Source organism: Candidatus Microthrix parvicella Bio17-1, from assembly GCF_000299415.1.
Classification (GTDB): Bacteria; Actinomycetota; Acidimicrobiia; order Acidimicrobiales; family Microtrichaceae; genus Microthrix; species Microthrix parvicella.
Window position 1 is genome coordinate 21,948 of sequence record NZ_AMPG01000010.1, and the last position, 21,169, is coordinate 43,116.

A 21,169-nucleotide genomic window follows, 5' to 3' on the forward strand; every position below is an offset into this window, starting at 1 on the left:
GCTACGTGCGGGCGGAACGGTCGACCCGCTCTGCCAACGTGGTCAGCACCTCGCGAAAGCTCTGGGCGAAACTTGCGACGCCTTCGGACTCGAGCGTTGCCCCGACATCATCCAGGTCGACCAACTCGCCCAACTGTTCCCAACGCTTTCGGTCGGCCTCGGGGTTTGCGTCCAGCGTGGACACCACCGTGCCATGGTCGTCGAACGCCTCCAGGGTGGCCTCCGGCAGCGTGTTGACCGTGTGGGGTCCGATCAATGAGTCGACGTAATAGGTGTCGGGGTAGTCGGGGTTCTTGGTGGAGGTGGACGCCCAGAGCGGGCGTTGCATGGTGGCGCCGCGTTCGGTGAGCGCGTCCCAGCGGGGGCCGCTGAAGGCCTCCATGGCCAGTTGATAGGCCAACTTGCCCTGTGTGATGGCGGCGGTGCCCATCAGGTCGAGGGCATCGTTGGTTCCGATTTCCTGCAGCCGACGATCGACCTCGGTGTCCACCCGACTGATGAAGAACGAGCCCACACTGGAGATGTGGCTGAGGCCGCCCTGGTGCGCTTCGAGGCCGCTGAGGTAGGCCTCGATCACGTCGGCATACCGGTCCAGGCTGAAGATCAGGGTGACGTTGACCGGAATGCCCTCGGAGGTGAGCACCCGGATCGCTTCGATACCGGCCGGGGTGGCCGGCACCTTGACGTACATGTTGGGGAGCCCCAGGTTGCGGGCCAACTCCCGCCCCGCCTCGATGGTTGCTGCGGTGTCGTGGGCCAATTCGGGGGAGACCTCAACCGAGACCCAGCCGTCCTCCCCGTTCGAACGTTCATGTACGCCCGACAGGAGGTCGGCGGCCGCCGAGATGTCGCTGCCCACCAACTGCCAGTAGGCCTGCTCGGTGGTGGCGCCGCTGCGGGTCAGACGGGCCAATTCCTCGTCGTAGTCTGCCGACTCCATCGCCTTTTTGAAGATGGTGGGGTTGGAGGTGACGCCGCGTACGCCCCGCTCGATCCAGCGCCTGATTTCGCCGGAGTTGATCCACTGACGCGTGATGTTGTCCAGCCAGGGGCTTTGGCCACAGTCTTCGTGCAGTTTGATGAGCTGGCTCACAGTTTCTCCGGTGGGTCGAGGGGCGGGCGGTCGGGCTGCGGGGCGAGCCTACCGATCGTCGAGCAGAGCCCGGGCGGCGTCGGCCACGGCGGCCGGGTTGATTCCAAGCCGGTCGAGCACGGTGGCCCCGGGGGCGGATGCCCCGAACCGGTCGATGCCCAGGGGGACATCGGCCCATCGGTGCCAACCCAGGGTGACCCCGGCCTCCACTGAGACAACCGGCAGGCCCTTCGGGAGGACCGAGGCGCGGTACTCGGCGCCGGCGGCCTCAAAGCGCTCCCAACTGGGCATCGACACGACACGTGCGGTGATGCCCTCAGCGGCCAGGGTCTCGGCCGCCTCCACCGCGACGGCCACCTCGGTGCCGGTACCGGCCAGCACCACCTGGGCATCGTCGGGGTCAACCAGGACGTAGGCGCCGTTGGCGACGCCGTCGACTGCCAGATCGGCCGTTCCGGTGAGCGTCGGGGTGCCCTGCCGGGACAGGATCATGGCGACCGGTCCGTCGATTTTGGCGGCGGTGGCCCAGGCGGCCGCGGTTTCGTTTCCGTCAGCGGGACGGAAGACACAGAGCCCGGGGATCGTGCGCAACGCCATGACCTGCTCCACCGGCTGGTGGGTGGGGCCGTCCTCGCCAACGCCCACCGAGTCGTGGCTCCACACGAACACCACTCGGGCCTTGGACAGTGCGGCCAGCCTCACCGACGGACGGGCGTAGTCGCTGAACACCAGGAAGGTGCCGCCGACCGGCCAGATGCCACCGTGAAGCGCCATGCCCACGGACGCTGCGGCCATCGCGTGCTCGCGGACGCCGTAGTGCATCGCCATGCCGGAGGGCGTTGCCGCCGACTGGAACTCGGCTCCTGCCAATTTGGTGCCGGTGTTGCCCGACAGGTCGGCCGATCCGACGAACAGCGAGGGGCTGATCGGGGCCAGCGCGTCAATGACCTGCTGGGACGCCACCCTGGTGGCGGGCGAGTCGTCGGGTCCGAAGGTGGGCAGGCCGGCGACGATGTCTCCCGCAGGCCTGGCCGACCAGGCGGCCTCGAAGGCCCGGCGCGCCTCGGTGTCGGCGCTCGCCGTGCGTTCGGTCCATTCGGCGTGGGTCGCGGCGCGGGCCGCCGCGGCGTTGCGGTAGAAGTTGGCGACGTCGTCGGGCACGAAGAACGTCTCCTCCGGGGGGAGGCCCATCACCCGCTTGGTCTCGGCGATCGTGGCCTCGTCGAATGGATTGCCGTGCGCCTTTGGGTTGTCCTCCCAGGTGGGGGAGGGGGAGCCCACCCGGGTGCGCAACACCATCAGGGTGGGGCGGGTCTCGTCGACCTTGGAGGCCTTCAACGCGGCTTCGATCGCGTCGAGGTCGTCGCCTGCCTCGCCGAGTTCGATGACCTCCCAGCCATAGGCTGCGAACCTGGCGGGGGCATCGTCGCGCAGGGCGATCTCGGTGGCGCCGTCGATTGTGATGTGGTTGTCGTCGTAGACGACGGTCAAGCGTCCCAGACCTTGGGCTCCGGCGAGCGATGCGGCCTCGTGGCTGATGCCCTCCATGAGGTCGCCGTCGGAGGCGATGACCCAGGTGTGGTGATCGATGAAGCCGTCACCCAGCCTGCCCCGCAGGTTTCGTTCGGCCAACGCCATGCCAACCGCATTGCCAAATCCCTGGCCCAACGGGCCGGTGGTCACCTCGATGCCGGCGGTGTGGCCGGCCTCGGGGTGGCCGGGGGTAGCCGAACCCCACTGGCGGAACGCCTTGAGGTCGTCCATGGTGAGTGGATAGCCCATGAGGTGCAGCATGGAGTACTGCAGGATCGAGGCATGGCCCGCCGACAGGACAAAGCGGTCGCGGTCCGGCCAGTCGGGGGCTTCGGGGTCGTAGGCCATCACCCGGGTCCACAGCACGTGGGCCAGCGGCGCGAGGGCCATGGCGGTGCCTTGGTGCCCGGAGTTGGCGGCTTGCGGCGCGTCCATGGCCAGGCCGCGCACCACCGAGATGCAGCGCTGTTCCAGGGGGTTGATTTCGGGCATGTGTGGGCACCTCGGACGTGTGGTTGAGCAACTCAAGGAGAAGCTGCGACGGTACCGCAGGGCCGGTACGGTGACCCAGATGCAGATCGCCCGCAACGAGCGGCGCTTCGCAGCGGCAGGGTCCGAGCATCCGCTCGCTCCTCATGCGGTGGGTGAGGTGTGCGGCCAGATCTCAGATCTGCTCGGCCCGGGTCCGGCCCCCGACGTGGTGTTCGTTTTCTGTTCCGGCGACCAGGTCGCCTCGGCCGAGGCGACCCTGCGGGCCGTCGACGCGTTGTTGTCTCCCCGCATCTGCGTGGGCGCGGCATCCACGGGCACACTCGCCGGCGCCCGGGAGGTGGAGGGCCGCTCCTCGCTGTCGGTGTGGGCGGCGCGCCTGGGCGAGGCGGTCGAGCCGGTGTCCTTTGACCTGACGTCGACCGATGCCGGCGTCGTCGTGGCGGGCACCTCGGAACTGGTGGATGCCACCGGCCACCTGGTGGTGGTGGGCGATCCCCAGGGTCTTCCCATCACCGGGCTGCTCACCAGCCTTGCTCAGCGGGCGCCCGAGTTGAAGGTGTTGGGTGGTTTGGCGCCCCCGGTGGGGAGCCGGGCGCTCCCGCTCCTGTTGGAAGGCACCGCAGTTCGAACGGGGGGCATGGTGGGGGTCCGGTTGGCGGAAAGCGTGCCGATGACAACGCTGGTTGCTCAAGGTTGTCGACCCGTGGGCGATCCGATGGCGGTCACCGGCACGGACGGCACGATGCTCACCGGGTTGGCCGGACGCAAACCGATGGATCGCATCCGTGAGCTTGCCCAACGGATGGATCCCGACGACCGGGAACTGGCTTCCGGCGGCCTTCATCTGGGTGTTGTGGTCGACGAACATCGGCTGGAGTTCGGCCACGGTGACTTTGTGATCCGCAGCGTGATGGGGGCCGACGTGGGGAGCGGGGCGTTGGCGATGGGGGAGCCGCTGCCGTTGGGAACGACGGTTCAGTTTCAGGTGAGCGATCCGACCGTCGCCGAGGCCGACCTGGCCGGGTTGGCCGAGCTGGCCGGCCGGGCCGACGCCGCTTTGGTGTTTGCGTGCAGCCGACGGGGCGTCGGCTTCTTCGGCGAACCACACCACGATGCATCGCAACTGGCCGACACCACCGGTGCGTCGGCCATCGCCGGCATGTTCTGCGCGGGAGAGATCGGCCCAATCGGTGGTGTCACACGGGTCCACTCCTTGAGCGCGGCGGTGGCGCTGTTCCGAGACGGCTGAGTTTCGCGGTCCGGAAGGGTCGGTCGGCACCGCCCTCAGGTAGCCTTCATCGGATGGAAGCAGGCGACTGGATCTGGATCTGGCTTGGGGCCTTCGTGGTCTTTCTGATCGGTGAGTTGCTGACCCCGGGCGCCTTCTTTCTCCTCGGCTTCGCAATCGGTGCCGTCGTTGCCATGTTGGCTGCCATCGTGGGAGCCGACGAGGTGGTGCAGTGGGCGCTCTTCGTGCTGGTCTCGGGTGGGGCGTTTGCCGCGCTGCGCCCTTTGGCCCACCACATGGACCGTCGTGCCGATCCATCGCCCAACGTCGGATCCACGCGGCTGCCCGGCACCATCGGTGTGCTCACCCAGGCCACCGGCCCCGGCCGCAACGACGTGGGTATGGCCGAGGTCGGCAGCGAACATTGGCGGGCCGTGACCGAGGAGGGCCGTTTGCTCCCGGTGGATACTCATGTCACCGTGATTCGGGTGGAAGGCACCCGCGTCGTGGTTCGCGCCGTCGCCTGAGCTCACCACCCGATCCCACAACCCGAAAGGCCATCCGTGGTTCCCGCAGTCATCGTTCTCAGTGTCTTTGCGCTCATCCTCTTCGTGGTGGCGGCATCGTCGTTCAAGATCATCAGCCCGTACCAGCGTGGTGTGGTGGAGGAACTTGGCCGCTACAAGGAAACCCGAGACCCCGGGTTGCGCTTCATCATGCCGTTCATTCAACGCATGCGGCTTGTGGACATGCGCGAGCAGGTGATCGACGTGCCGCCACAGGAGGTCATCACCTCCGACAACGTCGTGGTGTCGGTGGACGCCGTCATCTACTACGAGCCGACCGACCCGCAGCGGCTGTTGTACAACGTCGCTCAGTTCCAGCTGGCGGTCACGAAGCTGGCCCAGACCAACATGCGTAACGTCATCGGCGATCTCAGCCTGGACGACGCGCTGACCTCACGGGACACGCTCAACACCGAGCTGCGAACGATCCTCGACGACGCCACCGACAAGTGGGGCGTGCGGGTGGTGCGGGTGGAGATCCAGCGCATCGACCCGCCCGCCGATGTGATGGCCGCCATGCACGAGCAGATGAAGGCCGAGCGCACCCGGCGGGCGCGGGTCCTGGAGGCCGACGGCATCCGGGAGGCGGAGATCAAGACCGCCGAGGGTTCCAAAGCCTCGGCCATCCTGAAGGCCGAGGGAATCCGCCAGCAGCAGATCCTCGAGGCCGAGGGTGAGGCCGAAGCGGTGCAGACGCTGGCGCAGGCGGAGCGCTTCCGTCAGATCACCACCGCCGAGGGCGAGGCCCAGGCGATCGAGCAGGTCTACGGGGCGATCCACGCCGGCGACCCCACCAACGACCTGATCGCCATCAAGTACCTCGAGACGCTGAGCGCCATGGCCGACGGCCAGGCCACCAAGATCTACCTGCCAAACGACACCTCGGGGCTGCTCAGCTCGATTGCGGGCGTCGGCGAGCTGCTGCGGGCCACCAAGGAGCCCGCCGAGGGCGAAACGGTGGACGGCTGACCCGTCAGCTCAAGCGATCACGAAACGCCCCAAAGTTGGCGGTGAGCGCATGTGAGTATTCCGACACTGCAGCGCCGGTGCGGCCGTCGATGACCACGGCGCGTTGCTCGTCGCCCCGTGACAACACGCCGACCTGCATGGGTGCGTGCCACAGCTCGTCGTGCTCGACGGTGATCAACTCGGCCTCGGCGGGCAGCCCCGAGCCGAGCAGGGTGCCTTGATGGCGCTCCACTGCCGCTGCCGTGCTGACCCGGGCCAACGCCGCCATTGCCTTGCCGACCGGCCGGGTGATGTCCGCTGCGCTCATCAACGGGGCGAGTGCGGCTCGGCCCGGCACGTCCAGCCGAACCTCGCAGGGGTCGAGGCACTGCAACGGGAGGCCTGAGAAGCCGTCGTAGTACACCTCCACCACACGCGTGCGATTGGTGCCGGAGCCATGTCGTCGCCCTTGGACACCGGCATCGGCCACGCGGAAGGCGATGGCCCGCACCGGCAGCCACAGCGCCGCCTGCCACACCAGTGAGTCACCCCCCATCCCAAACCGTCCCCGAGCCATTCGCTTCAGCACGTTCGTGGCCCGTGCCTGCGAGATTCGATGGTGGTCGCCGGTTACGGTCAGGGTTGCCGGCTGCCGTGACTCCCCTCGGCCGTCGGCAGCGTCGGCCAGCGCGGTGGCACCGAGGCGTCGTTCCAACTCGGCGCCGTCCCAAACCTCGATGCCCAACGCCTCGGCGGCGGTGATCGCACCCGAGGTGAGCCCGCCAGGCGCAGCGATGATGCCCTTGTGCATGCCAACGTCGGCCAGCACGTAGGCCAGCTTGGCCACCACCTCCTTACCCACGCGGTTGCTCCACGACTTGGCCTCCACCACGGTGACGTAGTCGGTCAGCGCATCGGAGCGACGTGCAACCACGTCCAACTCGTGGGCATTTCCAGAGCGTCCCTCCACCACCAGATTGGATTCAACGGCGTAGCCGTGACGGGTGAAGTGGCCTGCCAGAAGCGTCTCCAGCGCCGCGCCTCGGGCGGCGGAAGGGGTCTGGCTCACCTGGGACATGGGCTCCACCCTAGAAAGCGACGGTGACAGTGGGGGGTACGGGGCGCCGCGCCATCGATGCCCGGGCCGTCCAACTGGTGGAACGTCCCGACCATGGGGGAGGGTGGCCGCATGGATTTTGCCCAGATGATGGCCTTGGAGGCACACGGGCCCGACGTGTACGTCGGCGCAGGCCCGCGATATCCGTGGGGCGGATTGTACGGTGGCCAGATCGTCGCCCAGGGGTTGCGTTCGGCCCAGTTGACCGTCGACGAGGCCTTCACGCTGCACTCGATCCACGCCTATTTCATTCGCATGGGCGACCACACCGAACCCGTTCGATTCGAGGTGGATCGCATTCGCAACGGCCGATCGTTCTGCACGCGGCGGGTGGTGGCCCGCCAGGCCACCGGGGCGATCCTCAACCTGGCGTGTTCGTTTCAGCGACCCGAACCAGGGGAGACGATTCAGAGCGTCACCATGCCCGACGTGCCCGGCCCCGACGCCTTTGAGGGCGACTCGTGGTCGTCCATGTTCGAGCGGCGAACCGTGGGGCCCGACGCAGCGTCCGGGCAACCGGGGGCGTGGGCCGGGTTGTGGATGCGCACGCCAGGCGCGGTCGGGCCTGAACTTGCCCATGCGGCTTTGGCCTACCTGTCTGATGACGTGCCCACCGATGCGGTGCTTCCACAGCACCCGGAGGCGCTCCCGACCGGTGAGAATCATGATCGGTTCATGGTGGCCAGCCTGGATCATGCCATCTGGTTTCACCGTGGGTTCGACCCGGCCGAGTGGCACCTCTTCGATGCCACGTCCCAGGGGTTCGGCAACGGAAGGGGTCTCTCGGTCGGACACGTGTTCTCGGCCGACGGTGTGCACGTGGCCACGGTGACCCAGGAGGTGCTGATCCGTCGGGCCCGCCCCGCCGGATGAGCCGGCCGCACAGCTTGGACCTACGAACCGAGGTGCCATCGCGCGCATGCGGTCGCCGGTAGTGTGGCTCGCCGTGGTCGAACCCCGCAGAGTTGAGAGCCGAACGCTGTCCGAGCCGGAAAGTAAGGCGCTGGTGGCCGCGTACGGCGTTCCGGTGCCGAGCGAGGCGACCGCGACGAACGCGGCCGAAGCCGCCGACGCAGCCGATCGGGTGGGGTACCCGGTGGTGCTGAAGTTGGCGGGCGGGTCGATCGCGCACAAAACCGAGCGAGGCCTGGTGCGGCTGGGTATCCGAACCCGGTCCGACGCCGAGGCTGCCGCAGCTGAACTGCTTGCATTGGCCCGGCCCGACGATGGCCGGGTGGAACTGTTGGTGGCACCCATGGTCTCGGGTGACCGGGAATTGATCGCGGGGATGATGCGTGACCAGCAGTTCGGTGCGCTGGTGGCCTTCGGGCTCGGTGGCGTGTTGGCCGAGGCGATCGGCGACGTCGTGTTTGCCCCGGCACCGCTGAACGCGGCCGACGCGGAGGCGCTGATTGATCGGCTGGCCGGTCAGGCGGTCTTGGGCGAGTTCCGGGGGCAACCCCCGGTTGACCGCGCGGCGCTGGTTGAGCTGCTGTCCGGCCTGGGCCGGCTGGCCGACGAACGCGCCGACGTCGTGTCGGTTGACCTCAACCCGCTGATCGTCTGTGACGGCAGGCCCATTGCGGTGGACGCACTGGTGGAACTCACATCATCCGAGGAGGCCCCGTGACGCACCGGCTTGACCCGTTGTTCAACCCCAAGGGCGTGGTCGTTGCCGGTGCCTCCACGCATCCCGGCAAGTTCGGCTTCGTCACCCTGCACAACCTGCTTGCCGGTGGGTTCGAGGGCCCGGTGTTCGCCACCAACCGCGACGGTGCCGACGTCCTGGGGCGTCCGACGCTGAGGTCGGTGGCCGAGGTGCCGGAGGGGGAGGCCGACCTGGTGGTGGTCTGCACCCCGAAGGGCTCGGTGCCGGAGGTGCTGACCCAGGCGGCCGATCGCGGCGTGCGCGCCGCCTTCCTGACCACCGCCGGATACGGGGAGGCCGGTGACGCCGGACGAGCCGAGCAGGCCGAGCTGGTTGCGCTCGCCGAGCGTCTGGGACTGGTGATCGCCGGGCCCAACGGGCAGGGCGTGATCTCCACCCCGGCCAAGCTGTGCGCCCAGATCGTCGCCCCCAACCCGCCCCCGGGGTCGATCGGTGTCGTCAGCCAGTCGGGCAACCTGGTGTCTGCCTTCCTGAACCACTCGGTACGGTCCGGCGTCGGGGTTTCACGTGCCGTCTCGGCCGGGAACGCCGCGATGCTGGAGCCGATCGACTACCTGGAGTACTTCGCCGACGACCCGGCCACATCGGTGGGTCTGTGCTATCTGGAAGGCGTGGGTGATGGGCGGGCCTTCTACGAGCGGTTGCGGCAGGTGACCCGCCGCATGCCGGTGGTGATCGTCAAGGGCGGCGCCACCGGTGCGGGGGCAAAGGCGGCCGCCAGCCACACCGGGTCCATGGCCTCCGATGATCGCATCATCGACGGTGTGCTGGCCCAGGCCGGCGCGGTGCGAGCCATCGGGGTGGAGGCGGCGTTTGACGCGGCGGCCACGCTTGCCAGCCAACCGCCGGCGTCCGGCGGCAACGTGGTGGTGGTGACCACGGTGGGCGGCTGGGGAGTGGTGGCGGCTGATGCCATCGCACGCAGTCGACACCTGCGGCTCGATCCGCTGCCAGGCGACCTGGTGGCCGCCATCGACCACCTGTTGCCGCCGCGGTGGAGCCGCAACAACCCGATCGATATGGCCGGTGGCGAAACCCGGGACACCGTTCCCGAGGTGCTTCGGCTGGTCGCCTCGCATCCCGCCACCGACGCAGTGCTGTTCCTTGGCCTGGGCATCCAATCCAACCAGGCCGCCCTGATGCGCAGCGGCGGCTTCTACCCCGACTTCGGCCTGGAACGCATCGTCGACTACCACGAGCGTCAGGATGACCGTTACGGACGAGCCGCTGCGGAGGTGTCGGAGGCGACCGGCAAACCGATCCTGTGCGCCACCGAGCTGGCCGTGACGCACTCGAACAATGCGGCACCCGCCGCGGTTGCAGCCACCGGCCGCTATTGCGCAGCGTCGGCCGAGCGAGCCGTCGCCGCCCTCGATGCATCGTTGTCCGGCTGGGCGGGCACCGAGGTTCGCCAATGACCTCCCCAACAAGTCGCCGCACGGTCGACCGTCGAGCCCGACGTCGTGCCCAACAGCGGCGCCGTCTGCAACGTTTGCGCGTGGTGGCGTTGGTGCTGGCGTTGACCGGCGCAGTGCTGGTTGCGGTCGGCTACTCCGCCGACGGCACCCCGGAGATGGCCTCCGCAGAGCGAACCGGCTACGAGCTCGCAACGCCCATGCTGTCGGCTCGCCGGGTTCCTCAACTGCTGTTGCGACCGGTGGCCGACGCCAAGATGGCGGCGGAACTGCAACCGTTGGTGCAACAGTCGCCCCCGGACAGCTGCATCAGTGCGGGTCAGGCCGGCAGTTCGGTTTTCGAGCTGCGTGCCGACCAGCCCCTGCTGCCGGCGTCCAACCTGAAGTTGGTGGTTGGGGCCACCGCCCTGGAGGTGTTGGGGCCCGATACCACCATGACCACCCGCGTGGTCGCCAAGGCGGATCCCGTGGGGGGCACCGTGCAGGGCGACCTGTTCTTTGTCGGCGGTGGCGACCCGATCCTGGAGACCGGCAACTACGACGCCGCATTACGTTTCGCTCCTCAACCACACACCCCGTTGGAGCGGCTGGCCGACAGCATCCGAGCCGCCGGAGTCACCCGGGTCACCGGTGAGATCGTCGGTGACGATGGCCGATACGACACCAAGCGTGGGGTGGACTCGTGGGACCCCATCGACTTTGCCAACGGTGAGATCGGCCCGCTCTCGGCACTCTCGGTGAACGATGCCAGAGATCGCACCAACGGCGGCGACCTGGCGGAAATTGCGAGCGGCGCGATCAGCGAACCGGCACAGGACCCTCCCGCTCACGCCGCCGAGGTGCTTCGCGAACTGCTGGTCGCACGTGGCGTCACCGTCGATGGCGGCTTCTCGTCGGGCATGGCGCCCGACGAGGCCCGACAGATCGCGTCCATCGAATCGCCGCCCGTCGTTGACCTGGTGGCACAGATGCTGCGATTCAGCGACAACAACACCGCCGAGTTGTTACTGAAGGAGGTCGGCAGGGAGGCCGGAGAGGAGGGCTCCACCGAAGCCGGGCTCATGGTGGAGATGAAGAAGTTGGCCGCGTGGGGCATCGACACCAAGGGTGTGAAGCTGGTCGACGGGTCGGGGCTGAGTTCGGACAACCGGATGACGTGCAATGTGTTGCGGAGCATCCTCGACCACCAGACTGCGGGCGGCCGCCTGGCCGGCGGGTTGGCGGTGCCGGGCGAGAACGGCACGCTCAGGGATCGCTGGGTGGGGTCGCCGGCGGCCACTGCGGTGCGGGCCAAGACCGGCACCCTGTCAGCGGTCACCGGGTTGTCGGGCTGGGTGAAGACACCAAAGGGGTACGACGTGTCGTTCTCGTACCTGGTGAACCGACCTGGAGCCAGCATCATTCCTGACGACCTGATCCGGCAGGAACAACTGACCCAGGTGCTGCTCTCCTATCCGCAGCTGCCCGATCCGAAGCGACTGGCGCCCGAGCCGGTGCGGCCAGTGGATCCAGACTCGTGAGCCGGTTGCGGTGAACACGACCGGCGTGGTGGCACCGATGTTTCCGTTGGGCTCGGTGCTGCTGCCGCACATGCTGCTTCCGCTCAACGTCTTTGAGCCTCGCTACCGGGTGATGTTCGAGGAATTGGTGGGGGAGTTGCCCCGACCTGATGATCAGGTGACCTCGGACTCCGAGCCTCGATTTGGTGTGGCTTTGATCGAGCGGGGCAGCGAGATCGGCGGTGGTGAGGTGCGCTCGAAGGTTGCCACGCTCGCCACCGTGCTGGGCGCTCAGCTACTGGAGGACGGCCGTTGGGGGGTGGTGGCCCTCGGTGGCGAACGCGTGCGGGTCGACGAGTGGCTGGAGGACGATCCCTACCCAAGGGCCCGGGTGCGGAGCTGGCCGGATCTGGACCCGCCCGACGCCGCAGCCGTCCTGGCCGGTGCGCTTCCCGGGCTGCGGTCGCAGCACGCTGTGTTGATGGATCTGATGGCACAGTCGGGGGTGGTGGTCGATGAGGCCGATGGGCCCGACTGGAACACCGAACCGGTGAAGCTGATCTGGCAGGTGGCGTTGGCCTCACCGCTGGGAAGTCTCGATCGGTATCGGTTGCTGTGCGCGCCGGGGGCGACGGAACGCGTGGGGCTGCTCGCGAAGCTGCTCGAGGAGCAGAGCGACCTGCTGCAGGGTCGGCTGTAAGCGGAGGACAGTTGCCCGGGGGTGGGGTCGGTTGCTAAACCGGGTGGCCACCGTCTGGGCCATTCCGGGTGGTGGGATGCACCAAGGGAGCCCTGTGGCCAAGAAAAAACCCGAAGCCCCAAGCACTGGAGATCAGGTCGGCGAGCTCAAGAACATGGTGGTGGGCTATGCCAAGCAGGAAACGATCGACCCGCTGAAGTCGTTGGGTCGTTACGTGGGTTTTGGTGCCGCAGGGGGTATCTGTATCGGCATCGGGGTGTTGCTCGTGACCATGTCGCTCCTTCGCGGTCTGCAGACGATCAACGCCATCAATGAAACCGATCGGTTGCATGGCGGCACGTGGTCGTGGGTGCCCTACCTTGGTGCGCTCGCCCTCTTGGTCGTCGCCACCGGTGCGGCCCTGATGGCCGCCAAACGAGGTGGCGACAAACGCCGCAACTAGGCCACACCGACCGATCGAACAATGAGCCGCAACTTCGGAGTAGAGAGAGCATCATGAGCGACAAGACCATTAAGCGCGACGACATCCGCAACCAGTTGACCGATATCAGCGACGGGGTGGCAGGTCAGGCCGAGGAGGCCAAAACCCAACTGTTCGCCGTGGCGGCCGGTATCGGTTTGCTGGCACTGATCCTGTTCTTCTTCCTCGGTCGAAAGAACGGCCTGAAGCGCTCCGCAGTGATCGAGATTCGTCGCGCCTGATGCTGCTCAGCCTGCTGAAGATGGCGGCGCCCTATCTGGCGGGTGGGGGGCCGACGGGCATGGTCGCCCGCAAGGCGGTCGACTGGGTTCAGGAGCGCTTGGAGGAGCCGGACGAGCAGCGCGTGACCTCGGCCCGGCTGGTCCCCGGCGACCGACTGGAGGTCGTCGCGCGTCCTGCGCCCACCAAGCAGGAGCGGCAACTTGAGGCCAGGCTGGCCGCCGCCAGGGCCCGGCTGGCCCACGCCCGCAGCGTCAAGCCCAAGCAGGTGAAGGTTGCCGCCAGGCTGGAGCGCACCCAACGGCGTCTGGACAAAGTCGCCGCGGGCTCGTCCAAAGCGGCCAAACTTCGGGCCCGGGAAGCCGATCTGCTGGTGCGTTTCGATCGCATGGATCGGCGCCGCGGCGACCGGCGCCTGGCCGAGGCCGAGGTGATCGAGCTGAGCGAACGCCTCGAAGCGGTCCGCGCCGCTGCGTTGGCAGCAGCCGGCGGTTCCGGCACGACCAGGCGGGTGTTCTACCGGGCGGACGACTGAGCGTTCACGGCCCGCTGCCCACAACTGGCAGACTGGGCTCATGATCGTTCACCTGCGCCAGCCGACCCGGGAGGTGACCTTTGAGGGGTCGCTCACGGTCACCGCCCTGCTCGGGCGCCTGGAGATCAACCGCGAAACCGTGCTGGTGATCCGTAACGGCACGCTGGTGCCGGGCGACGAGCGCCTTGGGGCCGATGACGTGATCGAGATCCGTCCGGTGGTGTCCGGTGGCTGAGGTGAGCATGACCGTGCGGGGGTTGCCATGAAGTGTCGGGTGTGTCGTGGACCGGCGATCATCGATCTGCGCCGTCACAACGCCAATTTTTGTGCCGAGCACTTCGTGAAGTTCTGTCGTGATCAAACGGCCAAGGCGATCAAGGATCATGACATGTTGCAGCCGGATGACCGGGTGCTGGTCGCAGTGTCGGGCGGTAAGGACTCACTTGCGGTGTGGGACATCCTCGGCGCCCTCGGCTACGAGGCCGATGGTTTGTACGTCGGTCTCGGCCTTGGTGAGTACTCGGACGCGTCCGGCGATGCTGCCCGGGCCTTTGCCACCCGGCACGGCCTGAAATTGATCGAGGTCGATCTGCGGGAGACCTATGGGTACGACATCCCCACCGGCTCCAAGGCGGCCAAGCGGACGCCGTGCTCGGCCTGTGGCATGTCGAAACGCCACGTGTTCGACGAGGCTGCCCGCACCGGGGGCTACGACGCGTTGGTCACCGGGCACAACCTTGACGACGAGGCGGCGGTCTTGTTCGGCAATGTGCTTCGCTGGCAGATGCCCTACCTCGGTCGCCAACGCCCGGTGTTGGAGGCCGGCGATGGGTTTCCTCGCAAGGTCAAGCCGCTGATCCGCTTGGGGGAGCGCGAGATGGCCGCCTACTGCGTGGTGTCGGGTATCGACTACCTGGTCGAGGAGTGCCCGATGGCCGCCGGCAACCGACACCTGGCCTACAAGGAGGCGCTCACCGATATCGAGACGCGTTCCCCGGGAGCGAAATTCGCGTTCTATCACGAGTTTCTGGCCAAGGCGGCCGATCGCTTCGACGACGACGAGACCACGGGCCGCGACGGCCTCGGAATCTGCGAGCGCTGCGGTTCTCCCTCGGAGTCCGAGGTGTGTGCATTCTGCCGTCTGGCCGAGCGGGCGTCTTCGGCTCAGCCGGTCGAGTTGATCTCAAAGCGGGCGTCGTGAGCACACCCATCACCCATGGCCCGCCACATGACGGCGTCGCCCACCAGGGTCGCCACGGTCCGCTTCAGGTTGGCGAATCGGTGCTGTTGATCGACCACAAATCGCGTCGGTACCTGCAAACCCTGACTCCGCATCAGGAGTTTCACAGCCATGCGGGCCCGTTGGAACACGACCGGCTGATTGGGGCCGAGCCGGGCTCCACCCATCGCACCACCAAGGGCCTGACCTTCACGGTGTTTCGCCCGACGTTGTCCGATCTGGTGTTCAAGATGCCTCGTGGCGCCCAGGTGATCTATCCCAAAGACCTGGGCCCCATCCTGATGCTCGCCGATATTGCACCCGGCGTCGACGTGCTTGAGTCCGGAGTCGGGTCGGGGGCGTTGTCGGCGGCCATGCTGCGTGCCGGTGCCAACGTGACGGGCTACGAACTGCGCGACGACTTCGCCCGACGGGCACAGCTGAATGTGGCCCGCTCCGTGGGGCCCGAGGCGGCTGCCCGCTACACGGTGCAGTTGCGCGACGTCTACGAAGGCATCGACCTCCCCGCCGGTGGGGGGTTCGATCGGGTGGTGCTCGATCTCCCCGAACCCTGGCAGGTGGTACCCCACCTTCGAGGGGCGTTGCGTCCCGGCGGCATCGTGTTGGCCTATACCCCCAGCATCATGCAGGCCAGCCAGTTCCGCGAGGCGCTGGGCGAGGCCGGTTTGGTGATGGCCGAAACACTCGAGGTGTTGCACCGCACCTGGAAGGTCGACGGCGCGGCCGTCCGTCCGGACCACCGCATGGTGGCCCATACCGCCTTCCTGACCCATGCCCGCATGCCCTCCACGGCAGAACGCACGCTGCCTCCGCCCGCCACCGAGGCGCTCGACAAATCAGCCGGCTGAAGCCTGATTACTCGTCAGGTTCGATGAAGATGCACTCGCCGGGGCATTCCTCGGCGGATTCGATGACACCCTCAAGCTCATCGTCGGGGATCTCGGCCCGGCCCTCGGAGCCGCCGGGATCGTTGAACACCTTGTCGCCTTCCTTGACGTAGGCCAAACCGTCGTCGAGCAGGGTGAACACAGCCGGCGAGATCTCCTCGCACAGGCCATCGCCGGTGCACAGGTCCTGATCGATCCAGACCTTTAATCCCATGGCATCTCCTCATTGGTGATTCCCGAATCTCGGGAGGCGCTGATAGCTCAGCATACCCACGCACCGGCAGATAAACCCGGCGAATCACGAACTAATTCAGTGTCGTTCATCACGCCTCAAGGGTGGCCCCGCTTCGATGCCCGTGCGGGTAGGTTGGGGACGAGCATCAGGAGGGGGCCGATGACGGCCAGCGACGAAACCAAGCGACTTGCCGCTGAGGCCGAGGAGCTTCACGACCGGCTGGCGGCGGCCGAGCGCGAGAACTCCATGATGGCCAGGCGCGGAGCCGAGGCGCCCAAGCGCATCCGCACGCTTGAAGACCGCCTGTCGGAGCTGAAGGCCCAATTGGCTCAGGCGGTCACGCAGAACGAGAAGCTCACGTTCACCCTGAGAGAGGCCCGGGATCACATCGCCGCTCTGCGGGACGAGGTGGACAAGCTGACCCGGCCTCCCGCCGGCTACGCCACGCTGCTGGCCACCAACGCCGATGGCACGGTGGACATCTCGTCCAGCGGCCGAAAAATGCGGGTGGAGGTGTCGCCCAACGTCGAGACGGACGACCTGCGTCGTGGCGCGGAAGTGGTGTTGAACGAGTCTTACAACGTGGTCATGGTGCGAGCGCCGGAGATCACCGGCGAGGTCGTGACGATCAAGGAGATCCTCGAGGTGGGGTGCCGCGCGCTGGTGGTGGGCCGTGCCGACGAGGAGCGGGTGGCCGAGCTGGCCGACCATCTCACCGACGCCCCGCTACGCGCCGGCGACACCATGTTGATGGAGCCCCGCGCCGGGGTGCTGGTGGAACGTCTGCCTCGCCCGGAGGTGGAGGAACTGGTGTTGGAAGAGGTGCCCGACATCGCCTACACCGACATCGGAGGTCTCGACAGCCAGATCGAATCGATCATCGATGCGGTCGAACTGCCGTTCCTGCAAGCCGAGCTTTTCCGTACCTATGACCTCCCGGCGCCCAAGGGCATTCTTTTGTATGGCCCGCCGGGCTGCGGCAAGACGCTGATCGCCAAGGCGGTGGCCAATTCCCTGTCCAAGCAGGTGGCCAAGACCACCGGCGAGGACGCCCGCAGCTTCTTCCTGAACATCAAGGGGCCCGAGCTGCTCAACAAGTACGTCGGCGAAACCGAGCGCCACATTCGTCTGGTGTTTCAACGGGCCCGTGAGAAGGCGGCCGAGGGCACGCCGGTCATCGTGTTCTTTGACGAGATGGAGAGCCTGTTCCGTACCCGTGGCAGCGGCATCTCCTCCGACATGGAGTCCACCATCGTCCCTCAGCTGCTGGCCGAGATCGACGGCGTCGAGGCGCTGCGCAACGTGATCGTGATCGGCGCCTCCAATCGGGAGGATCTGATCGACCCCGCGATCCTCCGGCCGGGCCGCCTGGACGTGAAGATCAAGATCGAACGGCCCGATGCCGAAGCGGCCACCCGCATCTTCGGGGTGTACCTCACCAGTCGCATGCCGATCGCCGAGTCCGAGGTGGAGGAGCTGGGTGGCGGCGACCCGGCCAAGGCTCTGCAGGCAATGGCCGAGGCGGCGGTCGAGGAGATGTACCGGGAGGATGACGACAATCAGTTCCTCGAGGTCACCTATCAGAACGGTGATCGCGAGACGATGTACTTCCGCGACTTCTCGTCAGGGGCAATGATCGAGAACATCGTGCGCCGCTCAAAGAAGCTGGCGATCAAAAGGGAGTTGGCCGGTGGGGCCCGGGGCGTGGTGGCCTCCGACCTGGTGGCCTCGGTCCGTCAGGAGTTCCGGGAGCACGAGGACCTGCCCAACACGACGAACCCGGATGACTGGGCCAAGATCTCGGGTAAAAAAGGCGAGCGCATCGTGTATGTGCGCACCTTGGTGAGTCACACCTCGGAGGACGAGCCTGAGGGCGGCCGAGCCATCGAGCGGGTGCAAACCGGTCAGTACCTGTGACGTGACGGTCCGCTGACATGGCCATCCACAAGGTGCTGGGCATCGAGACCGAATACGGCATCTTTGTCCGCAACGCGCCCGAACAGAACCCCATCGCCGCGTCCAGCCTGCTGGTGAACTCCTATGTCAGCGAGGTGGCGCAGGCGGGAGCCGGACCGCGCATCGGTTGGGACTTCGGCGACGAGATGCCGGCCAACGACGCTCGCGGGGTGCTGGAGCAGTACGTGCAGCCTCCCGATGTGGAAACCCACCTCGTGAACGCGGTGCTCACCAACGGGGCGCGCTTCTACGTCGATCACGCCCATCCCGAGTACTCCTCGCCCGAGGTGGCCTCGGCCCGCGATGGCGTGGTGTGGGATCGGGCCGGGGAGGAGGTGTTGCGTCTGGCGATGACCGCCGCCAATCGCACCCTTGGCGATGATCAACAGGTGATCGTTCACAAGAACAACTCCGACGGCAAAGCCAACAGCTACGGCACCCACGAGAACTACGTGATGGATCGTGCGGTGCCCTTCAATCGCATCGTCGCCCGGGCCACACCGCATTTGGTGACCCGTCAGGTGTTCTGCGGGGCGGGCAAGGTGGGTTGTGAGCTTCCCGGGCGTCATGACGTGACCTATCAGCTCAGCCAACGGGCGGACTTTTTTGAGGAGGAGGTGGGCCTGGAGACCACGCTGAAGCGGCCGATCATCAACACCAGGGATGAACCGCACGCCGATCCGCAGCGGTATCGCCGCCTGCACGTGATCATCGGCGACGCCAACATGTCGGAGTGGGCCACCTGGATGAAGCTGGCCACCACCGCGATCGTGCTGGCCATGATCGAGGACGACTGGCCGATGCCGGAGCTGCGCCCCATGACCCCGGTGTCCACCTTGCGGCGCATCAGCTGGGACCTGAGCCTGGCCGAGACCTACCAAACCCTCGATGGGCGCACGATCACCGCGTTGGAAACCCAGCGGGAGCTGTGCGCGCTGGCCCGGGCCTGGGCGGCCGAGCACGACACGTCGGTGGTGGGTGGTGTGGATGCGGTGACCGAGGTGCTTGGGGAATGGGAACTGGTCCTCGACGACCTGGAAAACGATCGGGAGCGGGCGGCCGACCGGGTCGACTGGGTGGCCAAGGGACGCCTGCTCGGCGGGTTCGCCGAACGCCATGGCCTGGCGCCGGGCTCGGCCAAGTTGCGTGCGCTCGACCTGCAGTATCACGACTTGCGACGCGATCGGTGCCTGGCGCTGCGGGCCGGGCTTCGCACGCTGGTGAGCGAGGCCGAGGTGGTGTCGGCCATCCACTCGCCGCCGACCGACACCCGGGCCTGGTTTCGCGGCACCGTGCTGGCCCGCTTCACCGATCAGGTGGTCACGGCCAACTGGGACTCGATTGTTTTCGACACCGGGTCGTCGTCGTTGTCACGCGTTCCCATGATGGAGCCCACCCGCGGCACCGAGGCGATCCTTGGTGAGATGGTGGCTTCCAGCGCCGATGCGGCCGAGTTGTTGTCCAAGCTGAACGCGGCGGGTTGACGCACTCTGAACTTACTCCAGTTGTGAGCCGTCGGGTCGGGTGGTCTGCCAGCCACCGCCGGCGTCCCGGCGGACGCTGAAGCCCTTCTGCTTCCAACGGTTGTGGCGACCGCATTATGCCGAATCCGTGATTATGCCGAATGGGGGTGCGGATGTGTTGGTGGGAGCGGGATCGGCGGTGTTGTGTTCGGCATAATCACAGGTTCTTGAGGAAGGCGAGGGTGCCGGTGTCGGGCTGGTAGCGGCCGGGGCTGGTGTTGGGTGGTGTGGTCCGGTTGAGGGCGGTTTCTTTGGTGCCCATGTCGGCGTGCATGTAGATCTGGGTGGTCTCGATTGTTTCGTGGCCGAGCCAGAGCGCGATGACGGTGATGTCGACGCCGGCTTGGAGGAGGGCCATGGCACAGGTGTGCCGGAGGGTGTGCGGAGTCACATTTTTGGTGGTTAGGGATGGATGCCTGGCGGCGGCTGTTGCGGTGTGTTTGGTGACGAGGTGGGCAATGGAGTCTCGGCTGAGGTGGGTCCGACGTCCGCTGGGGAACAACGGATCGTCGGGTTGCCCGTTGCGTTCTCGGAGCCATTCTCCGAGGACAGCGATCACTGGGGTGCCCCGAGGATTTCGGACAGTGGGTGATTGATAACATCCACTGACACAAAGGAATCCAATATGGTACGCAAACGAACAAAATACTCTGACACTTTCAAGGCCGAGGCCGTGAAAATGGTGATCGACGGTTCCCGGCCGATCGCCACGGTCGCCAACGAGTTGGACATCAACCCGGGCACACTCGGTGTGTGGGTCAACAAGTACCGTGATGCCCACCCGATCGAGGAGGACCCTTTGACCCCAGCCGAACGTATCCAATTCTGCGAACTCCAAGCCGAGAACCGGGAACTCCGAATGAAAAACGAGTTCTTGGGAAAAGCGGCGTCCTTCTTCGCCCAGGAGTATCGGTGATCTCGAAGTACGAGTTCATCGACGGGGGGCAGGCGAACTACCCGGTCACCAAGATGTGTTTATGGGCGGGCGTGTCGAAGTCCGGCTACTACGACTGGCGGAAACGTCCGCTGTCAGCAACCGCGGAACGACGCGAGGAACTGGCGGTCGATGTCCGCAAGGTCTTCGATGCATCCGATGGCACCTACGGGCACCGTCGGGTCCATGCCGAGCTGGGCCGCAAGAAGATCGCTGCCGGCCTTGAACTGGTCCGTCGGGTGATGGTCGAGGGTGACATGGTTGCCTGTCAGCCCAGGCCATACAGGCGAACGACCGACCCTGACGGCACGCCGAGCACGGCGGACTTGGTCGACCGGGACTTCACCGCCGCGGAGCCGGGCGTGAAGCTGGTCGGTGATATCACCTATATCCGCACGTGGGAAGGGTGGGTGTACTTGGCGACGGTGATCGATTGTTTCTCGAAGATGGTGGTCGGGTTCGCGATGGCCGACCATATGCGCACCGGTCTGGTGATCGACGCGTTGCAGGCCGCGATCGACGCTGGTGGCATTCAGTCGAATGCCATCTTTCATTCGGATCATGGGGCGCAGTACACCTCTGAGGAGTTCAAAGCGTTCCTTGCGTCAAATGACATGGTTGGGTCGATGGGTAAGACCGGGGTGTGTTGGGATAATGCTATGGCGGAATCGTTTTTTGCTTCGTTGAAGAACGAGTTCGTTTATCGGACAGTGTTCCCGACACGAAGAAAGGCTGTTTCGGGTATTGCGCATTGGATCGAGATTTGGTATAATCGTTCCAGGCTTCATTCGGGGATCGGTTACCGGACACCGGTTGAAGTGCATGACAGCTATCGCGACGAGACACGGGCAGCGTAAGGGCTGCCACAGATCACTGTCCGAGAAACGCGGGGCTCACCA

The 21,169-nt window shown here is 66.5% G+C and carries 22 protein-coding genes; 17 read left to right on the plus strand and 5 right to left on the minus strand.

The annotated features are described in order from the left end of the window. Position 1: 1 nt before the first annotated feature. Complete coding sequence (gene tal / locus MPARV_RS0120055) at positions 2-1,093, minus strand: transaldolase (RefSeq protein WP_012228740.1); 1,092 nt, start codon at positions 1,091-1,093, stop codon at positions 2-4. Between the two features lie 48 nt (positions 1,094-1,141). Further along, entirely contained in the window at positions 1,142-3,118 is a 1,977-nt protein-coding gene (gene tkt / locus MPARV_RS0120060; RefSeq protein WP_020379533.1) for a transketolase, read from the minus strand. A gap of 19 nt (positions 3,119-3,137) precedes the next feature. On the opposite strand from tkt, the gene MPARV_RS0120065 reads away from it, so the two are divergent. The 3 genes from MPARV_RS0120065 to MPARV_RS0120075 are packed head-to-tail and all read left to right on the plus strand — an operon-like array spanning position 3,138 to position 5,881. Next, a complete protein-coding gene (locus MPARV_RS0120065) occupies positions 3,138-4,367 on the plus strand; it encodes an FIST signal transduction protein (RefSeq protein WP_020379534.1) in 1,230 nt (409 codons plus the stop codon). Positions 4,368-4,420: 53 nt separating this feature from the next. Continuing rightward, a complete protein-coding gene (locus MPARV_RS23300; protein ID WP_012228737.1) occupies positions 4,421-4,873 on the plus strand; it encodes an NfeD family protein in 453 nt (150 codons plus the stop codon). Positions 4,874-4,909: 36 nt separating this feature from the next. After that, a complete protein-coding gene (locus MPARV_RS0120075; protein WP_012228736.1) occupies positions 4,910-5,881 on the plus strand; it encodes an SPFH domain-containing protein in 972 nt (323 codons plus the stop codon). 4 nt (positions 5,882-5,885) lie between these two features. Here MPARV_RS0120075 and MPARV_RS0120080 read toward each other — a convergent pair whose 3' ends face one another. Next, entirely contained in the window at positions 5,886-6,938 is a 1,053-nt protein-coding gene (locus tag MPARV_RS0120080; protein WP_012228735.1) for a restriction endonuclease, read from the minus strand. 111 nt (positions 6,939-7,049) lie between these two features. Between MPARV_RS0120080 and MPARV_RS0120085 the strand changes: the two genes are divergently transcribed. The 11 genes from MPARV_RS0120085 (at position 7,050) to MPARV_RS21860 (ending at position 15,583) form a co-directional block, all read left to right on the plus strand. Continuing rightward, complete coding sequence (locus tag MPARV_RS0120085) at positions 7,050-7,850, plus strand: acyl-CoA thioesterase (protein WP_012228734.1); 801 nt, start codon at positions 7,050-7,052, stop codon at positions 7,848-7,850. A gap of 46 nt (positions 7,851-7,896) precedes the next feature. Further along, positions 7,897-8,607 carry an acetate--CoA ligase family protein gene (locus MPARV_RS0120090; RefSeq protein ID WP_012228733.1) on the plus strand — a complete coding sequence of 237 codons (711 nt, stop codon included), beginning with the start codon at positions 7,897-7,899 and terminating at the stop codon, positions 8,605-8,607. Next, positions 8,604-10,064 (plus strand): CoA-binding protein, encoded by a 1,461-nt coding sequence (locus tag MPARV_RS0120095; RefSeq protein WP_012228732.1) that lies wholly within the window; start codon positions 8,604-8,606, stop codon positions 10,062-10,064. The genes MPARV_RS0120090 and MPARV_RS0120095 overlap by 4 nt, the downstream gene beginning before the upstream one ends. Then, a complete protein-coding gene (dacB, locus tag MPARV_RS0120100) occupies positions 10,061-11,581 on the plus strand; it encodes a D-alanyl-D-alanine carboxypeptidase/D-alanyl-D-alanine endopeptidase (protein WP_031279552.1) in 1,521 nt (506 codons plus the stop codon). Before MPARV_RS0120095 ends, dacB begins: the two co-directional genes overlap by 4 nt. Positions 11,582-11,618: 37 nt before the next feature. Next, positions 11,619-12,260, plus strand: a complete 642-nt coding sequence (locus MPARV_RS0120105) for an LON peptidase substrate-binding domain-containing protein (RefSeq protein ID WP_031279554.1) — start codon at positions 11,619-11,621, stop codon at positions 12,258-12,260. A gap of 94 nt (positions 12,261-12,354) precedes the next feature. Beyond that, the gene (locus MPARV_RS0120110) at positions 12,355-12,702 is read left to right on the plus strand and encodes a hypothetical protein (RefSeq protein ID WP_155852524.1); all 348 of its coding nucleotides are present in this window, start codon (positions 12,355-12,357) and stop codon (positions 12,700-12,702) included. A 53-nt stretch (positions 12,703-12,755) separates the two neighbouring features. After that, positions 12,756-12,962 carry a hypothetical protein gene (locus tag MPARV_RS0120115; RefSeq protein WP_012228727.1) on the plus strand — a complete coding sequence of 69 codons (207 nt, stop codon included), beginning with the start codon at positions 12,756-12,758 and terminating at the stop codon, positions 12,960-12,962. Next, complete coding sequence (locus tag MPARV_RS0120120) at positions 12,962-13,495, plus strand: hypothetical protein (RefSeq protein ID WP_012228724.1); 534 nt, start codon at positions 12,962-12,964, stop codon at positions 13,493-13,495. Before MPARV_RS0120115 ends, MPARV_RS0120120 begins: the two co-directional genes overlap by 1 nt. Before the next feature lie 40 nt (positions 13,496-13,535). After that, complete coding sequence (gene thiS, locus MPARV_RS0120125; protein ID WP_012228723.1) at positions 13,536-13,730, plus strand: sulfur carrier protein ThiS; 195 nt, start codon at positions 13,536-13,538, stop codon at positions 13,728-13,730. Positions 13,731-13,769: 39 nt separating this feature from the next. Next, positions 13,770-14,696 (plus strand): PP-loop family protein, encoded by a 927-nt coding sequence (locus tag MPARV_RS0120130; protein ID WP_020379538.1) that lies wholly within the window; start codon positions 13,770-13,772, stop codon positions 14,694-14,696. Beyond that, the gene (locus MPARV_RS21860) at positions 14,693-15,583 is read left to right on the plus strand and encodes a tRNA (adenine-N1)-methyltransferase (RefSeq protein ID WP_012228721.1); all 891 of its coding nucleotides are present in this window, start codon (positions 14,693-14,695) and stop codon (positions 15,581-15,583) included. The genes MPARV_RS0120130 and MPARV_RS21860 overlap by 4 nt, the downstream gene beginning before the upstream one ends. Positions 15,584-15,590: 7 nt before the next feature. Here the strand turns inward: MPARV_RS21860 and MPARV_RS0120140 are convergent, their stop codons facing one another. Next, the gene (locus tag MPARV_RS0120140; RefSeq protein WP_012228720.1) at positions 15,591-15,836 is read right to left on the minus strand and encodes a ferredoxin; all 246 of its coding nucleotides are present in this window, start codon (positions 15,834-15,836) and stop codon (positions 15,591-15,593) included. Positions 15,837-16,016: 180 nt separating this feature from the next. On the opposite strand from MPARV_RS0120140, the gene arc reads away from it, so the two are divergent. Both arc and dop read left to right on the plus strand, forming a co-directional pair. After that, entirely contained in the window at positions 16,017-17,774 is a 1,758-nt protein-coding gene (gene arc, locus MPARV_RS0120145; protein WP_012228718.1) for a proteasome ATPase, read from the plus strand. A 17-nt stretch (positions 17,775-17,791) separates the two neighbouring features. Further along, on the plus strand, positions 17,792-19,297 hold the full coding sequence (gene dop, locus MPARV_RS0120150) for a depupylase/deamidase Dop (protein WP_020379539.1): 1,506 nt from the start codon (positions 17,792-17,794) through the stop codon (positions 19,295-19,297). Positions 19,298-19,493: 196 nt separating this feature from the next. Here the strand turns inward: dop and MPARV_RS24060 are convergent, their stop codons facing one another. After that, positions 19,494-19,895 (minus strand): tyrosine-type recombinase/integrase, encoded by a 402-nt coding sequence (locus MPARV_RS24060; RefSeq protein ID WP_238538907.1) that lies wholly within the window; start codon positions 19,893-19,895, stop codon positions 19,494-19,496. Positions 19,896-19,961: 66 nt separating this feature from the next. Here MPARV_RS24060 and MPARV_RS0120165 point away from each other — a divergent pair. Further along, positions 19,962-21,127, plus strand: a protein-coding gene (locus tag MPARV_RS0120165) for an IS3 family transposase (protein ID WP_085951999.1) whose coding sequence is annotated in 2 segments (ribosomal slippage) — positions 19,962-20,214 and positions 20,214-21,127 — 1,167 coding nt in all. Because the reading frame shifts where the segments join, the coding sequence is not laid out codon by codon here. Positions 21,128-21,169: the final 42 nt, after the last annotated feature.

Bases quoted from the DNA above. Each gene is read 5' to 3' on its own strand.
- tkt (WP_020379533.1), bottom strand. From the start codon at position 3,118: ATGCCCGAAATCAACCCCCTGGAACAGCGCTGCATCTCGGTGGTGCGC.
- MPARV_RS23300 (WP_012228737.1), top strand. From the start codon at position 4,421: ATGGAAGCAGGCGACTGGATCTGGATCTGGCTTGGGGCCTTCGTGGTC.
- MPARV_RS0120080 (WP_012228735.1), bottom strand. From the start codon at position 6,938: ATGTCCCAGGTGAGCCAGACCCCTTCCGCCGCCCGAGGCGCGGCGCTG.
- MPARV_RS0120085 (WP_012228734.1), top strand. From the start codon at position 7,050: ATGGATTTTGCCCAGATGATGGCCTTGGAGGCACACGGGCCCGACGTG.
- MPARV_RS0120090 (WP_012228733.1), top strand. From the start codon at position 7,897: ATGCGGTCGCCGGTAGTGTGGCTCGCCGTGGTCGAACCCCGCAGAGTT.
- dacB (WP_031279552.1), top strand. From the start codon at position 10,061: ATGACCTCCCCAACAAGTCGCCGCACGGTCGACCGTCGAGCCCGACGT.
- MPARV_RS0120105 (WP_031279554.1), top strand. From the start codon at position 11,619: ATGTTTCCGTTGGGCTCGGTGCTGCTGCCGCACATGCTGCTTCCGCTC.
- MPARV_RS0120115 (WP_012228727.1), top strand. From the start codon at position 12,756: ATGAGCGACAAGACCATTAAGCGCGACGACATCCGCAACCAGTTGACC.
- MPARV_RS0120120 (WP_012228724.1), top strand. From the start codon at position 12,962: ATGCTGCTCAGCCTGCTGAAGATGGCGGCGCCCTATCTGGCGGGTGGG.
- thiS (WP_012228723.1), top strand. From the start codon at position 13,536: ATGATCGTTCACCTGCGCCAGCCGACCCGGGAGGTGACCTTTGAGGGG.
- MPARV_RS0120140 (WP_012228720.1), bottom strand. From the start codon at position 15,836: ATGGGATTAAAGGTCTGGATCGATCAGGACCTGTGCACCGGCGATGGC.
- arc (WP_012228718.1), top strand. From the start codon at position 16,017: ATGACGGCCAGCGACGAAACCAAGCGACTTGCCGCTGAGGCCGAGGAG.
- dop (WP_020379539.1), top strand. From the start codon at position 17,792: ATGGCCATCCACAAGGTGCTGGGCATCGAGACCGAATACGGCATCTTT.